Origin of the sequence: Enterobacter huaxiensis (genome assembly GCF_003594935.2) — a bacterium.
In the GTDB taxonomy this organism is placed as follows: Bacteria; Pseudomonadota; Gammaproteobacteria; order Enterobacterales; family Enterobacteriaceae; genus Enterobacter; species Enterobacter huaxiensis.
The window spans coordinates 2,515,690-2,537,442 of the sequence record NZ_CP043342.1 but is presented as its reverse complement, the minus strand read 5'-3'; the positions used below and the strand labels follow the sequence as shown (position 1 = coordinate 2,537,442).

At 62.4% G+C, this 21,753-nt stretch carries 1 protein-coding gene; it reads left to right on the top strand.

The window, feature by feature from the left end; translation table 11 throughout:
• Nucleotides 1-15 precede the first annotated feature (15 nt).
• Nucleotides 16-21,612, top strand: a complete 21,597-nt coding sequence (locus D5067_RS12060; protein WP_243544812.1) for an Ig-like domain-containing protein — start codon at nucleotides 16-18, stop codon at nucleotides 21,610-21,612.
• The last annotated feature ends 141 nt before the right edge of the window (nucleotides 21,613-21,753 follow it).

The following is a 21,753-nucleotide window of genomic DNA, read 5'->3' as shown; positions in this document are numbered from 1 at the left end:
TGCAAGGAGAATAATATGAGTAATGTAAAAGTTGTTGATGTCATCATTCGCAAAACGGCGGAGAAAACGAAATTAACCGGCGAGGGTAACCTGTCGGTCTCTATTTCATCCCCGAGCGTGATTGAAATTCAGGGCTCTGCTCAGGACGTGGTGCGTTATGTTCGCCAGGGTAAAGACCTCCTCATTTATATGAAAGATGGCAGCGTGATCCGCTGCAATAACTATTTTGTCGAAGATCCTGAGACCCACAACCAGTCAGAACTGGTCTTCAACGATAATCAGGAACTGACTCATATTTCTTTTGCCGATGCCGGAGAAGCGTCAGGCGTTGCCGCCACAGAATTAACCGCGCAGGCCGCACCCATCAGCAGCATTGAGCCTTTCCTGGAGCAGGGAAGCGTCTTAAGCGATGCGCCGTGGGGCTGGATTGCGGGAGCGGCCCTGGGCGGCGGTGCCATTGGCGCACTGCTGGCTAACGGCGGTGATGGCGAAACCAAAACAAAAGTTATCGATAATACGAAAGAAGTAGAAAGCGCGACGCCAACATTTTTGCTGACGGACAAGGCGGGTGACAAGCAGGGTGTGCTGAGTGCAAAAGAGGTCACGGATGATAACACCCCAACCTTCAGCGGTACCGGCCAGCCGGGCGCGACCATTCAGGTCAAAGACAGCAGCGGCAGCACCATCGCCAGCGCCATGGTCGGTAAAGACGGAACCTGGACGGTAAAACTCCCGACCCAGGCTGACGGAGAGCATACCTGGTCCGTCGTGCAGATTGACGGCAGTAAAACCACGTCTGCGGGCAGCATTACCGTGACTGTGTCAACGGCCGATGCCGGCATAACGCTTGCCACCACGGCGGGCGATAACGCGATCAACGCCAGCGAGCAGTCCGCAGGCTTTACGCTGTCCGGCGCGAGTAAAAACCTGGCGCAGGGTACAGCGCTTACCGTCACGCTGAACGGCAAAACCTATTCCGCAGAGGTGGGGGCAAACGGCGCGTGGAGCGTGAAGGTGCCTGCCGCAGACGCGCAGGCGCTGGCTGACGGGACCTGGACGGTGAACGTCAGCGGCAAAGACGCGGCGGGCAATACCGTGAGCGGCAGCCAGACGATAGGTGTTGATACCGTTGCGCCTACCCTGACCGTCGATACTATCGCGCAGGACAACATCATCAATGCCGCTGAGCACAACCAGACCCTGACCCTGACCGGTAAAACCGACGCGGAAGCGGGCCAGATTGTGACGGTGACGCTCAACGGCAAAAACCACACCGCCACGGTCGGCAGCGACGGCACCTGGTCCGTCACGCTGCCAGCCAACGAGGTACAAGCGCTAGCCGACGGCAGCCATTCGCTGACCGTGAATGTCAGCGACAAGGCGGGTAACGGCTCATCAACGACCGCTGATTTCACCGTTGATACCGCCGCGCCCGTTGTGACAATCAACACCGTCGCGGGCGACGATATTCTGAACACCAGCGAGCAGGGCCAGGCGCAGATCATCTCCGGCCAGGCGAACGGCGCGGCGGCGGGTGACGTGGTCACCGTGACCGTCGGCGGCCAGACCTTCACCGGCGTCGTCCTTGCAGACGGCAGCTGGAGCGTCGGCGTGCCTGCCTCCGTCATCGGCGGGCTGGGCGAGGGCAGCCACAGCATTTCTGTCTCCGTCACCGACGCCGCAGGCAATACCGGCAGCGCGACGCACGGCGTGACGCTGAGCGGCAACCCGCCGGAATTCACGATTGACGCCATCAGCCAGGATAACGTCCTGAATGCTCAGGAGGCGATGCAGCCGCTGAGCCTGAGCGGCACCAGTAATCTGCCAAACGGCAGCGCCGTCACCGTGACGCTGAACAACGTTAACTATCAGGCCACGGTTGAAAACGGTATCTGGTCCGTTCAGGTGCCGGTTTCCGACGTGCTGAATCTGGCGAATACCCTCTACACCGTGAGCGTCAGCGGCACGGACAGCGTGGGCAACAGCGGTTCTGCCGAGGCAAACCTGCTGGTTGATACCGTGCTACCACAGGTGATTATTAACACCTTTGCTGGCGACAACCTGGTTAACAACGCGGAAGTGGCGGTTGATCAATCCCTCTCCGGGCGCGTTACCGGCGCGGCGGCGGGCGATACCGTTTCCATCTCCGTTGGCGGCAAAAGCTATACCGCCACAGTGGGTAACGATCTGACCTGGAGCGTGACGATCCCATCAGCGGATCTCAAGGCGTTTGGCGACGGCGATTTGACCTTCAGCGCCTCCGTCACCAATGGGCACGGCAATACCGGCAACGGCGAGCGTGATATCAATATCAACGCCGAGCTGCCTGGCCTGCGCGTTAATACGATCTCTGGCGATGATGTGATCAACGCCATCGAACAGCAGCAGGATCTGACCGTTACCGGTTCCAGTACCCATCTGGCCGAAGGCACGCAGATTACCGTCACCATCAATGGCGTGGATTATGCCGCCGTGGTAACCGCCAACGGCAGCTGGCAGATTGGTGTTCCGGCATCTGACCTCCAGGCCTGGACGGCGGGTGACATGACGGTGAACGTCAGCGCGCAAGATGCGTGGGGCAACACCGTCTCTGCTGAGCACCCTATCGAACTGGATCTGAACGCCGTGGCGGTCACCATTGATACCGTTTCGAGCGATGACATGCTGAACGCGGCGGAAAAAGGCGCGGACTTAATCCTCTCCGGCCAGACGCAGGGCGTCGAAGCCGGGCAGACCGTGGTGGTGAAATTTGCCGACCAGACCTTTACCGCGCAGGTGCAGCAGGACGGCTCCTGGAGCCTGAACGTTCCGGCCAGCGCGATGGAAACCCTGATCGACGGGCGCGCGCAGGTGAGCGTCAGCGTGACCAACGTGAACGGCAACAGCGCCGACGCCTCGCGCGTGGTGACCGTCGATACGCAGCCGCCGTCCATTACGCTCGATAACCTGACCGATGACAACATCATCAACGCGGCTGAAGCGCAGCAGGATCTGGTGCTCAGCGGCAGCACAACGGCAGAAGCGGGCCAGACGGTCACCGTAACGCTGAACGGTAAATCTTACCAGACCACCGTCCAGACCGATGGGACCTGGACGCTGAACGTGCCTGCCGCCGACGTTGGCGCACTGACCGATGGCACCGTCACCGTGACGGCCACCGTCAGCGACGTGGCGGGCAACAGCAGCAGCGCGGACCGCGTTGGGCTGGTAGATGCCACCGTGCCGCAGGTGACCATTAACGAATTTGTTACCGACACCAACACCGTTAACCAGCTCGCCCATTCTCAGGCGCAGATCCTGAGTGGCTCCGTCACCGGCGCGGCGGCGGGCGATCGGGTGACTATCACCCTTAACGGCGTGGATTACACCACCGTGGTGGACGCCGCGGGCAACTGGAGCCTCGGCCTGCCTGCGTCCGTCGTTCAGAGCCTGACGGACGGCACCTGGACCATTAACGTCTCCGTGACTGACCAGTCCGGCAACACCGGCAGCAGCGCGCTGGACGTCGTGGTGAACACCGTGACGCCGGAAGTGGGCATCAATACCCTCGCGGCGGACGACGTGATCAACGCCGCCGAGAAAGGTGAAGACCTGCTGCTTTCCGGTACCAGCAACCAGCCGGAAGGCACGACCATCACCGTGAGCCTCAACGGCATCAACTACACGGCCACCACCGACGCCAGCGGCAGCTGGAGCGTTAGCGTACCTGCGTCTGCGGTGAGCGCGCTGGGTGAGGCCCGCTACACCGTGACGGCGAACGTGACCGACGGCGTGGGCAACAGCGCCTCAGCCTCGCATGACGTGCTGGTGGACAGCTCGCTGCCGGTGGTCACCATCAACACCCTCGCGGGCGACAATATCGTTAACGCGGCGGAAGTGGCGGCAGGGCAAACCCTGACCGGGAAGGTCGCTAACGCAGCGGCAGGTGACACTGTCACCATTACGCTTGGTGGCCAGACATACACCGCTACCGTACAGGACGATCTCACCTGGAGCCTGCCGTTAACCCAAAGCCAGCTAACCGCGCTCGGCAACGGCGATCTCACCGTATCGGCAAGCGTGACCAACGCGCACGGCAATACCGGCTCGTCATCACTGGACGTCACCATCGACGCCCAGCTGCCGGGCCTGCGCATTGACACCGTCGCGGGTGACGACGTGATTAACGTCATTGAACACGCGCAGAACCTGATTGTGTCCGGCACCAGCACCGATCTGGCGGCGGGCAGCACCGTGACCGTGACCATCAACGGCAAAGCCTATTCGGCAACGGTACTGGCGGACGGCACCTGGCAGGCCGCTGTTCCGGCGGCGGACGTGTCCCAGTGGGCGGACGGGTCGCTGAACATCAGCGCTAGCGCGCAGGATACCTCCGGCAACCCGGTGAACATTGGTACCGTCGTGGATGTCGATCTCGCGCCGGTAGCCATCAGCATCAGCAGCGTGACCGACGACAACGTGCTTAACGCGGCGGAAAAAGGCCAGGACCTGGTGCTTTCCGGCACCTCCTCCAACGTTGAGGCGGGCCAGACCGTAACCATCACCTTCGCGGGTAAAACGTATACCACCACGGTGGATGCCAACGGTGACTGGACCTATACCGTACCGGCTGCCGATCTGAGCGGCCTGAAGGACGGCGACGCCAGCGTGCAGGTAAACGTCAGCAACGTGAACGGCAACGCGGCGTCTTCGGCGCAGGAATTCAGCGTCGATACCACCGCGCCGACGGTGACCATCAACACCATCAGTAATGACAATATGCTGAACGCGGCGGAGGCGGCGCAGGATCTGACCCTGAGCGGCACCTCTACCGCCGAAGCGGGCCAGACGGTCACCGTGACCTTCAACGGCAAACAGTACTCCGCGCAGGTGCAGGCGGACGGCAGCTGGACGCTCGACGTCCCGGCGGCCGATATGGCAGGCATCACCGACGGCAGCGCGGCGGTCACGGCGACCGTGTCCGACAAAGCGGGCAACCCGGCAAGCGCGGGTTCTTCTGTGCTGGTCGACACCACCGTGCCGCAAATCAGCTTCAACGTCGTGGCAAGCGACGACATCATTAATATTGCCGAGCACGGCCAGGCGCTGATTGTCTCCGGCAGCGTGAGCGGCGCGCAGGCGGGTGACGTCATCACCGTGACCCTGAACGGCAAAGATTACACCGCAATGCTGGACGGCTCCGGAAGCTGGAGCATCGGCGTACCAGCCTCTGACGTTGGCGCCCTGGCGAACGGTGACTACACCCTGAGCGCATCCATCACGGATAAAGCGGGCAACAGCACCACCGCAACGCATGACATTGACGTCTCCCTTACCGCACCGGTTATCGACATCAACACCCTGGCGGGCGACGACGTGATTAACGCGACCGAGAAGGGCCAGGATCTGCTGCTCTCCGGTACCAGCAACCAGCCGGAAGGCACCACCGTCACCGTGACCCTCAACGGTATCAACTACACCGCGACCACCGACGCCAGCGGCAGCTGGAGCGTGACCGTTCCGGCGGCAAACGTCTCCGCGCTGGGCGAAGCGAGCTACAGCGTGACGGCCAGCGTGACCGATACCGCAGGCAACAGCGCGAACACCAGCCACAGCGTGCTGGTCGACAGCTCCCTGCCGGTGGTCACCGTTGATACTCTGGCTGGCGATAACATAGTTAACGCGGCGGAGGTCACGGCGGGGCAAACCCTGACCGGTAAGGTCGCCAACGCGGCGGCGGGCGATACCGTCACCATTATCCTTGGCGGCCAGACCTATACCGTTACCGTACAGAACGATCTCACCTGGAGCCTGCCGTTAAGCGAAAGCCAGTTAACCGCGCTCGGCAACGGCGATCTGACCGTATCGGCCAGCGTGACCAACGGCCACGGCAATACCGGCTCGTCGTCGCTGGACTTCACCATTGACGCCCAGCTGCCGGGCCTGCGTATTGATACCGTCGCGGGCGACGACGTCATTAACGTTATTGAACATGCGCAGAACCTGATTGTCTCCGGCACCAGCACCGACCTGGCCGCGGGCAGCACCGTTACCGTGACCATCAACGGTAAAGACTACGCAGCAACGATACTGGCGGACGGCACCTGGCAGGCGGTCGTGCCTGCGGCAGACGTGTCCCAGTGGGCTGACGGCTCGCTGAACATCAGCGCCAGCGCGCAGGATACCTCCGGCAACCCGGTCACCATTGGCACCGTCGTCGATGTGGATCTCTCCGCGGTGGCAATCAGCATCAACAGCGTCACCGCTGACAACGTGCTTAACGCGGCGGAAAAAGGCCAGGACCTGGTGCTGAGCGGCACTTCCAGCAACGTTGAGGCGGGCCAGACCGTGACCGTCACCGTTGGCGGTAAAACCTACACCACTACGGTGGGCGCGAACGGCGACTGGACAACCACCGTTCCGGCGGCAGATCTGGCCGTCCTGAAGGACGGCGACGCCAGCGTGCAGGTCAGCGTGACCAACGTGAACGGCAATTCTGCCTCTTCCGCGCAGGAATTCAGCGTCGATACCACCGCGCCGACGGTCACCATCAATACCGTCAGCAGCGACAATATGCTGAATGCGGCTGAAGCGGCGCAGGACCTGACCCTGAGCGGCACCTCAAGTGCTGAGGCTGGCCAGACGGTCACCGTGACCTTCAACGGTAACCAGTACACCGCGCAGGTGCAGGCGGACGGCACCTGGACGCTCGACGTCCCGGCAGCCGATATGGCAGGCATCACCGACGGCAGCGCGGCGGTAACGGCGACCGTGTCCGACAAAGCGGGCAACCCGGCAAGCGCGGGTTCTTCTGTGCTGGTCGACACCACCGTGCCGCAGATTAGCTTCAACGTCGTGGCAAGCGACGACATCATTAACATCGCCGAACACGGCCAGGCGCTGATCGTCTCCGGCAGCGTGAGCGGCGCGCAGGCGGGTGACGTCATCACCGTGACCCTGAACGGCAAAGATTACACCGCGATGCTGGATGCATCCGGCAACTGGAGCATGGGTATTCCGGCGGCAGACGTGGGCGCGCTGGCGAACGGTGACCACACTATCTCTGCCACCCTCACCGACAGGGCGGGCAACAGCACCACCGCGACGCACGACGTGGACGTCTCCCTGACGGCGCCGGTGATTGCCATCAACACCCTTGCGGGCGATGACGTGATCAACGCGACCGAGAAGGGTCAGGATCTGCTGCTCACCGGTACCAGCAACCAGCCGGAAGGCACCACCGTCACGGTGACCCTGAACGGCATTAACTACACCGCGACCACCGACGCCAGCGGCAGCTGGAGCGTGACCGTTCCGGCGGCAAACGTCTCCGCGCTGGGCGAAGCGAGCTACAGCGTCACGGCGGGCGTGACCGATACCGCGGGCAACAGCGCAAACACCAGCCACAGCGTGCTGGTCGACAGCTCCCTGCCGGTGGTCACCCTTAATGCTATTGCTACCGACGACGTTATCAACGCAGCAGAAGTGGCCGCAGGCCAGACCCTGAGCGGGAAGGTTAGCGGTGCGGCAAGCGGTGACACTGTCACTATTAACGTTGGCGGCAACACCTATACCGCCACGGTTCAGGACGATTTAAGCTGGTCGGTAAATGTTCCGTCTGACGTATTAACGGCGCTCGGCAACGGCGATCTGACCGTATCGGCCAGCGTCACCAACGGTCACGGCAACACCGGCACGGGCGAGCGTGACATCACCATTGATGCCAACCTGCCGGGCCTGCGCGTGGATACCGTGGCGGGCGATGATGTGATCAACAGCATCGAGCACGGGCAAAACCTGATCGTTACCGGCTCGAGCGAGGGGCTGGCTACAGGCTCTGCGCTGACCGTAACCATCAACGGTAAAACCTACGCAGCAACCGTTCTGGCGGACGGAACCTGGACGGCAGCGGTACCGGCAGCGGACGTCAGCGCGCTCAATGCGGGCACGGTCACCGTGACCGTTGAAGGGCAAAGCACGGCGGGTAACCCGGTCTCTATCGGCCACGATGTGACGGTGGATCTGGCGACGGTGGCTATCAGCATTGATGCCATTGCCACCGATGACGTGCTGAACGCGGCGGAAAAAGGCGCGGACCTGGTGCTTTCGGGTTCAACCAGCAACGTGGAAGAAAATCAGACCGTTTACATCACCTTCGGCGGAAAGTCCTACACCGCGACGGTAGATGCCAGCGGTAACTGGACGGCGACCGTCCCATCTGCTGATTTAGCTACCCTGAAAGATGGTGATGCCAGCGTGCAGGTCAGCGTGACCAACGTGAACGGTAACAACGCCTCGGCAGGGCGCGAATACAGCGTCGATGCCACCGCGCCAACGGTTTCCATTGAGATCGTCAGCGACAACAACATCATCAACGCGGCCGAAGCCCAGCAGGATCTGGACATCACCGGCGTGAGCAACGCCGAAGCGGGCCAGACGGTTACGGTGACCTTGAACGGCGTGGACTATACCACCACCGTGCAGGCGAACGGCAGCTGGAGCGTCACCGTACCGTCGGCGGATCTGGGCAACATTGTCGATGGAAATTACACCGTGACGGCGACCGTCTCCGATAAGGCGGGCAACCCGGCCTCGGCGGATCGCGATGTGCTGGTTGATACCACGATTCCGCAGCTGACGATCAACGTCGTCTCTGATGATGATGTGATCAACAGCGCAGAGCATGCGCAGGCGCTGATCGTGACCGGCTCCGTGACCGGTGCGGCAGCGGGCGATGTGGTCACCGTGACCATTAACAACAAATCTTACACCGCGACCCTGGACGCTTCCGGAAACTGGAGCGTGGGCGTACCTGCGGCTGACGTCAGCGCGTTGACCGCGGGGGATTACACCATTACCGCCGCGTTGACCGATAAAGCGGGCAACAGCAATAGCGCGACCCATGATGTGGAAGTGAACCTGACCGCGCCTGTACTGACCATCGACACCGTTTCCGGTGATGATGTCATTAACAGCACCGAGAAAACGCAGGATCTGACTATCACCGGTACGGCCTCTGGACTGGCGGCGGGCGCGATCGTGACCGTGATGCTAAACGGCAAAGCCTACAGCGCTACCGTTGACAGCAACGGCCAGTGGACTACTACCGTTCCGGCTGAACAGGTGGGCGAACTGGGCGAAGCGCTGTATACCGTGACCGCATCGGCGACGGATAGCGTAGGCAACAGCACCAGCGCGTCGCACATTGTGAACGTGGAGTCGCTCCTGCCTGGCGTCATCATCAACACCGTCGCAGGCGACGATGTGATCAACGCGTCAGAGCTGGCTACCGGCCAGACCATTACGGGTACGGTGGTCAATGCCGAAGCGGGTAACACCGTGACGGTTATCATTGGCGGCAACACCTACACCGCAACGGTGCAGAGCGATCTGTCCTGGTCCGTCGATGTTCCTGAATCGGTCCTGACTGCGCTGGGTAACGGCGACCTGACCGTGACCGCGAACGTAACCAACGGCGTGGGCAACAGCGGCAGCGGCGAGCGTGATATCACTATTGACGCCAACCTGCCGGGCCTGCGCGTCGATACCGTCGCGGGCGATGACGTGATCAACAGCATTGAGCACGGGCAGAATCTCATCGTGACCGGTACCAGCGACGGCCTGACGGCAGGTAGCCTGCTGACCGTGTCCGTGAACGGTAAAACCTATACTGCCACCGTACTGGCAGACGGCACCTGGAGTGCGGCGATCCCAGCAGCGGACGTCGGCGCGCTCGCCGCAGGTACCGTGACCGTGACCGTTGAAGGGCAAAGCACGGCGGGTAACCCGGTCTCTATCAGCCACGATGTGACTGTAGATCTGGCCACCGTGGCTATCAGCATCGATGCCATTGCCAGCGATGACGTGATTAACGCGGCGGAGAAAGGCGCGGATCTGGTGCTGTCCGGCACCACCATCAACGTGGAAGAAAACCAGACCGTCAGCATCACCTTTGGCGGTAAGAGCTACACTGCGACCGTGGACGTCGACGGCAACTGGACGGCGACAGTCCCGGCGGCCGACCTGGCGGGCCTGAAAGACGGCGACGCCAGCGTACAGGTGAGCGTGACCAACGTGAACGGCAACAGCGCGTCGGCGGGCCGCGAGTACAGCGTGGATGCGACCGCGCCGTCCGTGACCATCAATACCCTGGCGACCGACGATATTCTGAACGCCGCGGAAGCGCAGTCTGACCTGACGGTTTCCGGCACCAGCACCGCGGAAGCGGGGCAGACGGTCACCGTGAGCCTGAACGGCAAAGACTACACCACAACCGTAGGCGCTAACGGCTCCTGGACGCTGGACGTTCCGGCGGCCGACCTCGCGGGGTTAACCGACGGTAGCGTGACCATTACGGCATCGGTCAGTGACAAGGCCGGTAACCCGGCGTCCATCGACCACAACCTGACGGTAGACGTGACCGTTCCTGCGGTGACCATCAACACCGTGGCGGGCGACGACGTGATTAACGTGGCTGAACATTCTCAGGCGCAGATCGTCAGCGGCTCCGCAACCGGCGCGGCGGCGGGTGATAAGGTTACCGTCACCATTGGCGGCCAGACGTACACCACCGTGCTGGACGCGGCGGGCAACTGGAGCGTGGGCGTACCGGCGAGCGTCATCTCTGCTCTGCAGGATGGAACCGTGACCGTCACGGCGTCAGTGACCGATGCGGCGGGCAACACCGGCTCCGGCACCCATAACGTTACCGTTGATACCGGGCTGCCGTCCGTGGGCTTCGATACCCTCAACGGCGATAACGTGCTGAACGCGGTGGAAAAAGGCCAGGATCTGAACGTTACTGGCACCAGCGCCAACCTGGCGGAAGGCACCGTGGTGACCGTGACCCTCAACGGCAAAAACTACACCGCGACCACGGCGGCGGACGGCAGCTGGAGCCTGACGGTTCCGGCAGCGGACCTGGCCGGTCTCGGCCAGGCCAACTACACCCTGAATGCGACGGCAACCAACGGCGTGGGCAACAGCGTGAGCAACACCGCGAACCTGCTGGTCGACACCGCGCTGCCAACCGTCACCATCAACACCGTGGCGGGCGACAACGTGATCAATGCGGCCGAAGTGGCTGCAGGCCAGAACCTGAGCGGCACCGTGGCGAATGCCGAAGCGGGCAATACCGTGACCGTGACTATCGGCGGCAACACCTATACCGCAACGGTGCAGAGCGATCTGACCTGGTCGGTGAACGTGCCGTCTGACGTGCTGACGGCGCTGGGCAACGGCGGCCTGAGCGTGACCGCCACCGTGACCAACGGCCACGGCAACACCGGCTCCGGCGAGCGCGAGATCGCTATCGACGCCAACCTGCCGGGCCTGCGCGTGGACACCGTCGCGGGTGACGACGTAATCAACACCATCGAGCACGGTCAGAACCTGATCGTGACCGGCTCCAGCGACGGCATGACGACGGGCACCGTGCTGACCGTGACCGTGAACGGGAAAGACTATTCCGCGACGGTTCTGGCAGACGGTACCTGGAGCGCGGCGGTTCCGGCGGCAGACGTGAGCGCGTGGCCGGAAGGCACCGTGAAAATAAGCGTCACCGGTGACAGCGCGGCGGGCAACCCAATCACCATCAGCCACGACGTGACTGTGGATCTGGCGAGCGTGGCGATCAGCATTAACGCCATCGCTATCGACGACGTGATCAACGCGGCGGAGAAAGGGGCGGATCTGGTGCTGTCCGGGGAAACCACTAACGTGGAGGCCGGTCAGACCGTGACCCTGAGCATCGGCGGTAAGATTTACACCACCACCGTGGATGACGACGGCAGCTGGACCTACACCGTGCCGTCCGCAGATCTGGCGGGCCTGAAAGACGGCGACGCCAGCGTGCAGGTGAGCGTCACCAACGTGAACGGCAACAGCGCGTCGGCGGGCCGCGAGTACAGCGTGGATGCAACCGCGCCGTCCGTGACCATCAATACCCTGGCGGCCGACGATATCCTGAACGCCACGGAAGCGCAGTCTGACCTGACGGTTTCCGGCACCAGCACCGCGGAAGCGGGGCAGACGGTGACCGTGTCGCTGAACGGCAAGGACTACACCACGACGGTCGGTGCTGACGGCACCTGGACCCTGAACGTGCCGGCCGCCGATCTGGCTGCACTCGGCGACGGCAGCGTCACCGTGACCGCAAGCGTGAGCGACAAGGCGGGTAACCCGGCGTCCATCGACCACAACCTGACGGTAGACGTGACCGTTCCTGCGGTGACCATCAATACCGTGGCGGGCGACGACGTCATTAACGTGGCTGAACACAATCAGGCGCAGATTATCAGCGGCTCCGCGACCGGCGCGGCAGCGGGCGATAAGGTCACCGTTACCATTGGCGGACAGACGTACACCACCGTGCTGGACGCGGCGGGCAACTGGAGCGTGGGCGTGCCGGCGAGCGTGATTTCCGCGCTGCAGGACGGCACCGTGACCGTCACGGCGTCAGTGACCGACGCCGCAGGCAATACCGGCAGCGGCACCCATAGCGTTACCGTTGATACCGGTCTGCCGTCCGTGGGCTTCGATACCCTCAGCGGCGACAACGTGCTGAACGCGGTGGAAAAAGGTCAGGATCTGAACGTCAGCGGCACCAGCGCCAACCTGGCGGAAGGCACCGTGGTGACCGTGACCCTGAACGGTAAAAACTACACGGCAACAACCGGCGCGGACGGCTCGTGGCGCCTGACTGTTCCGGCAGCGGATCTGACTGCGCTGGGTGAAGCAAACTACACCCTGAGCGCAACGGCGACCAACGGCGTGGGCAACAGCATCAGCAACACCGCGAACCTGCTGGTCGACACCGCGCTGCCAACCGTCACCATTAACACCGTGGCGGGCGATAACGTGATCAACGCGGCCGAAGTGGCTGCGGGCCAGACCCTGAGCGGTACCGTTGCCCATGCTGAAGCGGGCAATACCGTGACCGTGACTATCGGCGGCAACACCTATACCGCAACGGTGCAGAGCGATCTGACCTGGTCGGTGAACGTGCCGTCTGACGTGCTGACCGCGCTGGGCAACGGCGGCCTGAGCGTGACCGCCACCGTGACCAACGGCCACGGCAACACCGGCTCCGGCGAGCGCGAGATCGCTATCGACGCCAACCTGCCGGGCCTGCGCGTGGACACCGTCGCGGGTGACGACGTAATCAACAGCATCGAGCACGGTCAGAACCTGATCGTGACCGGCTCCAGCGACGGCATGACGACGGGCACCGTGCTGACCGTGACCGTGAACGGGAAAGACTATTCCGCGACGGTTCTGGCAGACGGTACCTGGAGCGCGGCGGTTCCGTCCACCGACGTGAGCGCGTGGCCGGAAGGCACCGTGAAAATAAGCGTCACCGGGGACAGTTCAGCGGGCAACCCAATCACCATCAGCCACGACGTGACCGTGGATCTGGCGAGCGTGGCGATCAGCATTAACGCCATCGCTATCGACGACGTGATCAACGCGGCGGAGAAAGGGGCGGATCTGGTGCTGTCCGGTGCGACCACCAACGTGGAGGCCGGGCAGACCGTGACCCTGAGCATCGGCGGTAAGATTTACACCACCACCGTGGATGACGACGGCAGCTGGACCTACACCGTGCCGTCTGCCGACCTGGCGGGCCTGAAGGACGGCGACGCCAGCGTGCAGGTGAGCGTCACCAACGTGAACGGCAACAGCGCCTCGGCGGGACGCGAGTACAGCGTGGATGCAACCGCGCCGTCCGTGACCATCAATACCCTGGCGGCTGACGATATCCTGAACGCCGCGGAAGCGCAGTCTGACCTGACGGTTTCCGGCACCAGCACCGCGGAAGCGGGGCAGACGGTCACCGTGAGCCTGAACGGCAAGGACTACACCACGACCACAGGCGCAGACGGCAGCTGGACGCTGAACGTTCCGGCCGCGGATCTGGCCGCGCTTGGCGACGGCAGCGTCACCGTGACCGCAAGCGTCAGCGATAAAGCGGGTAACCCGGCGTCTGTCGATCGTAACCTGACGGTGGACGTGACCGTTCCTGCGGTGACCATTAACACCGTGGCGGGCGACGACGTGATTAACGTGGCCGAACACGCGCAGGCGCAGATCGTAAGCGGCTCCGCGACCGGCGCGGCTGCGGGCGATAAGGTCACCGTCACTATTGGCGGGCAGACGTACACCACCGTGCTGGACGCGGCGGGCAACTGGAGCGTGGGCGTACCGGCGAGCGTGATTTCCGCGCTGCAGGACGGCACCGTGACGGTTACGGCGTCCGTTACCGACGCCGCAGGCAATACCGGATCCGGCACCCATAGCGTTACCGTTGATACCGGGCTGCCGTCCGTGGGCTTTAACGCCATCAGCGGCGATAACGTGCTGAACGCGGTGGAAAAAGGCCAGGATCTGAACGTTACTGGCACCAGCGCCAACCTGGCGGAAGGCACCGTGGTGACCGTGACCCTGAACGGTAAAAACTACACCGCGACCACGGCGGCGGACGGCAGCTGGAGCCTGACGGTTCCGGCGGCGGATCTGGCAGGCCTGGGTGAAGCGAACTACACCCTGAGCGCGACGGCAACCAACGGCGTGGGCAACAGCATCAGCAACACCGCGAACCTGCTGGTCGACACCGCGCTGCCAACCGTGACCATCAACACCGTTGCCGGTGACAACGTCATCAACGCGGCGGAAGTGGCTGCAGGCCAGACCATCAGCGGCAAAGTAGCGAACGCGGAAGCGGGCAATACCGTCACCGTATCGATTGGCGGCAACACCTACACCGCAACGGTGCAGAGCGATCTGACCTGGTCCGTCAACGTGCCGGAATCCGTCCTCACCGCGCTGGGCAACGGTGAGTTGACCGTGTCAGCGACCGTCACCAACGGCCACGGCAACACCGGCGCGGGCGAGCGCGAGATCGCTATCGACGCCAACCTGCCGGGCCTGCGCGTGGATACCGTCGCGGGCGATGACGTGATCAACAGCATCGAGCATGGACAGAACCTGATCGTCACCGGCTCAAGCGACGGGCTGGCGGCAGGCACCACGCTCACCGTGACCGTTAACGGCAAGAGCTATGCGGCCTCCGTCCTGGCAGACGGCACCTGGAGCGCGGCGATCCCGGCGGCAGACGTCGGGGCCCTGGCTGCGGGCACGGTGACCGTCACCGTTGCAGGCCAGAGCACCGCGGGCAACCCGATCACTATCAGCCATGACGTGACCGTCGATCTGTCAGCAGTGGCTATTAGCATCGATGCGATTGCCACCGACGACGTGATTAACGCGGCGGAGAAAGGCGCGGATCTGGTGCTCTCAGGCAGCACCTCGAACGTTGAGGAGAACCAGACCGTCACCATCACTTTTGGCGGCAAATCTTACACCGCGAAGGTTGATGGCGACGGCAACTGGACGGCTACCGTGCCGTCCGCGGATCTGGCGGGTCTGAAAGACGGCGATGCCAGCGTACAGGTCAGCGTGACCAACGTGAACGGCAACAGCGCCTCGGCGGGCCGCGAGTACAGCGTGGATGCGACCGCGCCAGCCGTGAGCATTGATACGGTTGCAGGCGACAACGTGATTAACGGCAGCGAAGCGGCTGCGGGCGTGGCCATTTCCGGCACCACCACGGCTGAAGTCGGCCAGACGGTGACCGTCACCCTCGGCGGCAATAGCTATACCGCGCAGGTTCAGCAGGGCGGCGTCTGGAGCGTGAACGTTCCGGCGGCCGATCTGTCCGCGCTGGCGGACAACGGCTACACCGTACAGGCTAGCGTGAGCGACGCCGCGGGTAACCCTGGCAGTGCGGGCAAAGCGATTACGCTCGATACCACGCCGCCGACCGTTAGCTTTAACGTCGTGGCGGGCGATGACGTCATCAACAGCGTTGAGCACGGGCAGGCGCAGATCGTCAGCGGTACCGCAACCGGCGCGAGCGTCGGCGATAAGCTGGTCATCACCATCGGTTCGAACCAGTACACCACCACCGTTGACGCCAGCGGTTACTGGAGCGTAGGCGTTCCGGCCAGCGTGATTTCCGCCCTGACCGACGGCACCGTGACCGTTAGCGCGACAATTACCGACAGCGCGGGCAACAGCAGCACTCAGACCCACGACGTGGTGGTCAACACCGCATCGGTTGCGCTGACCGTCAACACCCTCAGCGGCGATGACGTGATCAACGCGGCAGAAGCGGGTAACTCGCTGGTGATTAACGGCTCAAGCGCGCAGTTCGCCAGCGGCACCCAGGTCACCGTGACCCTGAACGGCAAGACCTACACGGCTACCGTTCAGAGCGACGGTTCCTGGAGCACAACGGTACCAGCGGCAGACGTGGGCGCACTGGCCGACGGCGCGAGCTATCAGGTCTCTGTTACCGCGCAGGACAGCGCGGGCAACAGCGCCTCGGCGACGCACAGCATCAGCGTGGACACCACCGCGCCGGTCATCAGCGTCAATACGCTGTCGGGCGACGACGTGCTGAACGCGGCGGAAGCACAGCTGCCGCTGACCGTGCAGGGTTCGACCAGCGCTGAAGCGGGTCAAACCGTGACCGTGACGCTGGGCGGCAAAACCTACACGGCGGTCGTGGCAAACGACGGCACCTGGACGCTGAACGTCCCTGCGGCAGACCTGGCCGCTCTCAGCGAAGGTGCGCTGACGGTCAATGCGTCGGTCAACGATAAGGCGGGTAACAACGGCCAGACCACGCACACCCTAACGGTTGATACCGTGGCGCCAACCGTCACCATCGGCACCGTGGCGGATGATGATATCGTCAACAACGCCGAGCAGCTGGCGGGCCAGACCATCAGCGGCACCACCACGGCGGAACAGGGCCAGACGGTAACCGTCGGCTTCAACGGGCACAGCTATCAGGCGACCGTGGCGGCAGACGGTTCGTGGTCAGTCTTCGTGCCGGGCCGTGATTTCCTCGGCCTCACCGACGGTGACTACACCATCACCGCGACGGTGAACGATAAGGCGGGGAATCCGGGCAGCGCAACGCACGACGTGACGCTGAACGGCGATGTCCCAACCATCACCATTAACACCTTTGCGCAGGACGATATCGTCAACGCCGCAGAGCACGGGACGCCGCTGGTCGTCAGCGGTACCACCGACGCGCCTGCGGGCCAGACGGTGACCATTACGCTCAACGGCAAAACGTACACAACGACCGTGCAGAATGACGGCAGCTGGAGCTACACCCTGGGCAGCGCAGACGTGACCGCGCTGGCAGACGGCGGTGCGTACGTGATTAACGCCCAGGTGAGCAACGCCATCGGCAACAGCGCCAGCGACAATCACAACGTGACCGTGGATCTGACGCCGCCGTCAATGGGAATTACGATTGATTCCCTGCAAAACGATACTGGACTCAGCGCGAGTGATTTCATCACTAACGATGGCCAGGTGGTGGTGAACGGTTCGCTGTCGGCACAGCTCGGCAATAACGAGAAGGCGCAGATCAGCCTGGACGGTGGTTCAACCTGGATTGACCTGACCGTGACCGGCACTTCATGGCGCTACACCGATGGGCGTACCCTGACGGACGGGACGTACCAGTACCAGGTGCGCGTCATTGATAACGCGGGCAACGTCGGGGCAACGGACAGCCAGGACGTGGTGATTGACCTGACGGCACCGGCGGCAACCACCATTACCGTGGATTCCGTCACCCAGGATACCGGTCTGTTCAACAACGACTTTATCACCAGCGACAACCAGATCAGCCTGAAGGGGACGCTCGGCGCGGCCCTGGGCAGCGGCGACCACGCGCAGATTAGCCTGGACGGCGGTGCCACATGGACTGACGTTAGCGTCAGCGGCCTGAGCTGGACGTATGTGGATGGCCGCACGCTGGCCGACGGGGACTATAACTACCAGCTGCGCGTCATTGACAACGCCGGGAATATCAGCGCCACCACAAGCCAGGTGGTGACCATTGATACCGTGGCGCCGGATGCCAGCAAAACGATCGCCATCGACAGCATCAGCGACGATACCGGCCTGAGCGGCAGCGACTTTATCACTAACGATACGTCGCTGACGCTGCACGGCTCGCTCGGCGCGACGCTGGCCGACGGCGAATATGCCCAGATCAGCATCGACGGCGGCGTGACCTGGCAGAACGTGAACGTTACCGGCAACAGCTGGTACTACGTGGACGGCCGTACGCTGGATAACCAGACCTACGACTACTATGTTCGCGTAGTGGACGCGGCGGGCAACGTGGGATCCAGCGCCCATCAGCAGGTGACCGTCGATACGGTTGCCCCGGATGCGGCAATTACGGTGACCGTTGATAACATCACCGTTGATACTGGCTTCGATAACAACGACTTCCTGACCAGTTCGACCTCGTACACCCTCAACGGGACGCTCGGGGCTCAGCTTGGTTCTGGCGAGTATGTGCAGGTGAGCATGGACGGCGGCACCACCTGGGTTTACGCCACCGTAAGCGGAACCCAGTGGAGCTACAGCGATACGCGTACCCTGACTGACGGTAGCCACAGCTACCAGGTTCGGGTTGTGGATCAGGCGGGCAACGTTGGGGCCACTACCTCGCAGGCGGTGACGGTTGATACACAGGCGCCGCAGTACGGCATCACCATTGACAGCATCAGCGAAGATACCGGGCAGTCCAGCAGTGACTTCATCACCATGGACACCACGCTGACCGTTAACGGCTCGCTGGGCAGCGCGCTGGCAAGCGACGAGCGCGTGCAGATAAGCCTTGACGGTGGCAATAGCTGGATCGATACGACGGTTACCAACCAGCGCTGGAGCTATACCGATACGCGTGACCTGGCGGACGGCGATTACACCTATCAGGTGCGGATCATCGACCAGGCAGGCAACGTCGGCTCTACCTCGTCGCAGGTGGTGACGGTCGATACTACGCCACCATCCACGGTGGGCACGGTAGTCAGCTATACCGACGGTGAAGGCGAACGCACGGGCACCTTTGGCAGCGCCGTTGCTACCGACGACGACTCTCCGGTGATCAACGGTACGCTTAACCGCGCGCCGGACGACGGTGAGATTGTGCAGCTTTACCGCGACGGCGTTCTGCTCGGTCAGGTGACGATGAACGGTAGCGCAAGCTGGTCCTTCCAGGACAATGGCCTGCTCGACGGAAATCACACCTACATTCTGCGCGTGACCGATAAGGCCGGGAACTACACGGAATCCGACGGGTTTGTGCTGAATGTTGATACCAGCATCCCGACCACCACGGCGGCGATTACCGCCCAGACCACCTCGGATACCACGCCGATTATTAACGGCACGGTGTCAGCGGACCTGGTAAACGGGGAGTACCTGGTGGTGACGGTGAACGGTAAAACTTACACCTCGCAGACCGGCGGCGCGGTGGTGGTCGACCCGGATCACAACACCTGGTATCTGCAGATCCCGGACAGCGATGCCCTGAGCGTGGCGAACTACGACGTCACGGCGCAGGTGAAGAGCAGCGCGGGCAACGGTAATACTACGGGCACGGCGACCGGCAGCCTGGTGATTGACACCACCTCAGTGAATACCGACTGGGCGACCACGGCGGGTAATGCAAATAACTCGACTATGGCCATCGGCATGAACAGCAGCGGTCTGTGGAATATCATTGCCAACGGGCAATCCTATTCCAGCAGCGATGATTCGACGTATGCGGCAAATACCCTGACGAACACGCGTAGCTATTACGCGGTGAGCCAGACCGCTGCCGACTTCGACCGTAACGGCACGCAGGATATCTTCGCAACCGAGAACACCTATGCCGGCTCGACGCAGGTAATGTGGACCTACGATGGCAGCAGCTACACCGCCAGCCAGCTGGCGATGGGGACCACAATCTGGTACGGCGGCGTGATTGCTTACGACAAAACGGGCGATGGCTATCTTGACCTGGCCTACGGTGATGCCGGTATGGACTCCCTTACCTATCTGGTGAACACCAACGGCGTGCTGACGCCGGACGGCACCGGCGGGGAAGGCGGATTCTACGGCCAGTTCGACTCCGGGCGTGAGATCTCCGGCGTCGACCTGAACAACGACGGTACGGTGGATATTGTGCAGCACACCAACCGCAGCGGCGCGTACTCGTTAACCGTGATCAACAATAACGGCAACGGCACGCTGTCTATCGGCCAGAACCTGACCAACGTGTTTGTGGCCAACGCCTCGAATACCACCACGGCGGCCTCTATGACGTGGGCGGACTTTAACGGCGATGGCTATATGGATCTCTATTTGGGCTCCAGCTACAACAACAATGGCGGGGTGATTTACTACAACAACGGTGCAGGGCAGTTGTCCACGACCAAGAGCGCGGTTGAGGCCTCTAACGCCTCGGCGGGCTATCTGTCGGTGGCGGTAGACTGGAACGGTGACGGGCAGATGGACATCATCAAGCTCAGCACCTACGGAACGTCGCAGACCGCAACCGTGTTCACCAACAACGGTTACGGCTCGACCTGGACCTCAAGCCAGCTGGCGTCCGGCCTGGTCAACGTTACCGGCGTGGCCGCCGTCGACTACAACTGGGATGGTTCGAAAGACCTGCTGGTGTCTCAGCAGAACGGTAAGGTCGTACTGGTGCAAAACAACGCGAAGGTTGCCGACGGTACCGCGATGCATCTGCACATTGTCGATAGCGAAGGCATCAACGCCTACTACGGCAATACGGTCAATCTGTACAACGCCGCGGGCGTGCTGGTGGCCTCGCAGATCATCAACGCCCAGTCCGGTATTGGTTCGAACGATGCCTCTGCGCTGGTGAGTTTCTACGGGCTGGATCCGAACGAAACCTACTCGGCGGAGATCGTGAAGATCACTAACGGCGTGTCGGATAACGTCACATGGACCGGCCTGGACGCGGGTAACGGCAAAGAGGGCTATGTCCTCACCGCCGAAGCGGCCACCGGCGGCCACAGCGGAACCATTACCGGTACCGGGTATAACGACACCTTTATCGCAGAGGATGGCACCTATACCTATAACGGCTCCGGCGGCTGGAATACCCATTCCGACTATGACACCTGGAGCAATACCGGCGGCATGGACGTGGTGGATTACCGCAATGCGACGTCCGGCATTACCGTTGACCTGCGTCTTTCAACCGCGCAGGACACCGGCTTCGGTACTACGCGCCTGCTGAATATTGAAGGGATTAACGGCTCCGACTTCGACGACGTCATTACCGGCAACAGCGGTGATAACCAGTTCGAAGGCCGCGGCGGGAACGACACCTTCAACATTGGCAGCGGCGGCCACGATACGTTGCTCTATAAGCTGATCAACACCTCGGATGCCACCGGCGGTAACGGCAGCGACCAGGTCAACGGTTTTACCGTCGGCACCTGGGAAGGGACGGCGGATACGGACCGTATCGATCTGCGCGACCTGCTTTCCGACAGCGGCTATACCGGCACCGGCTCGGCGAGCTACGTGAACGGCGTGGCGACGCTGGACAGCAGCGCGGGCAACATTGCCGACTACATCCGCGTGGTGCAGAACGGCAGCAACACCGAAATCCAGGTTGACCTGGACGGGACGGGCGGCCAGTTCACGCCGACCACCCTGGTGACGCTGAACGGCGTGCAGACGGATCTGGCAACGCTGCTGGCGAACCACCAGCTGTTAATTGCGTAAAACAACGCCGCGGGGAGCGATCCTCGCGGCTTTTTGCGTTTCTTTACACGAGTAGCCATAACCCTATATTTCACAAGATTATTTTGCGGGCTCGTTTAGGGAGTGTTCGATTTCTAATCATCTCGCAAGGGTATCATTTCA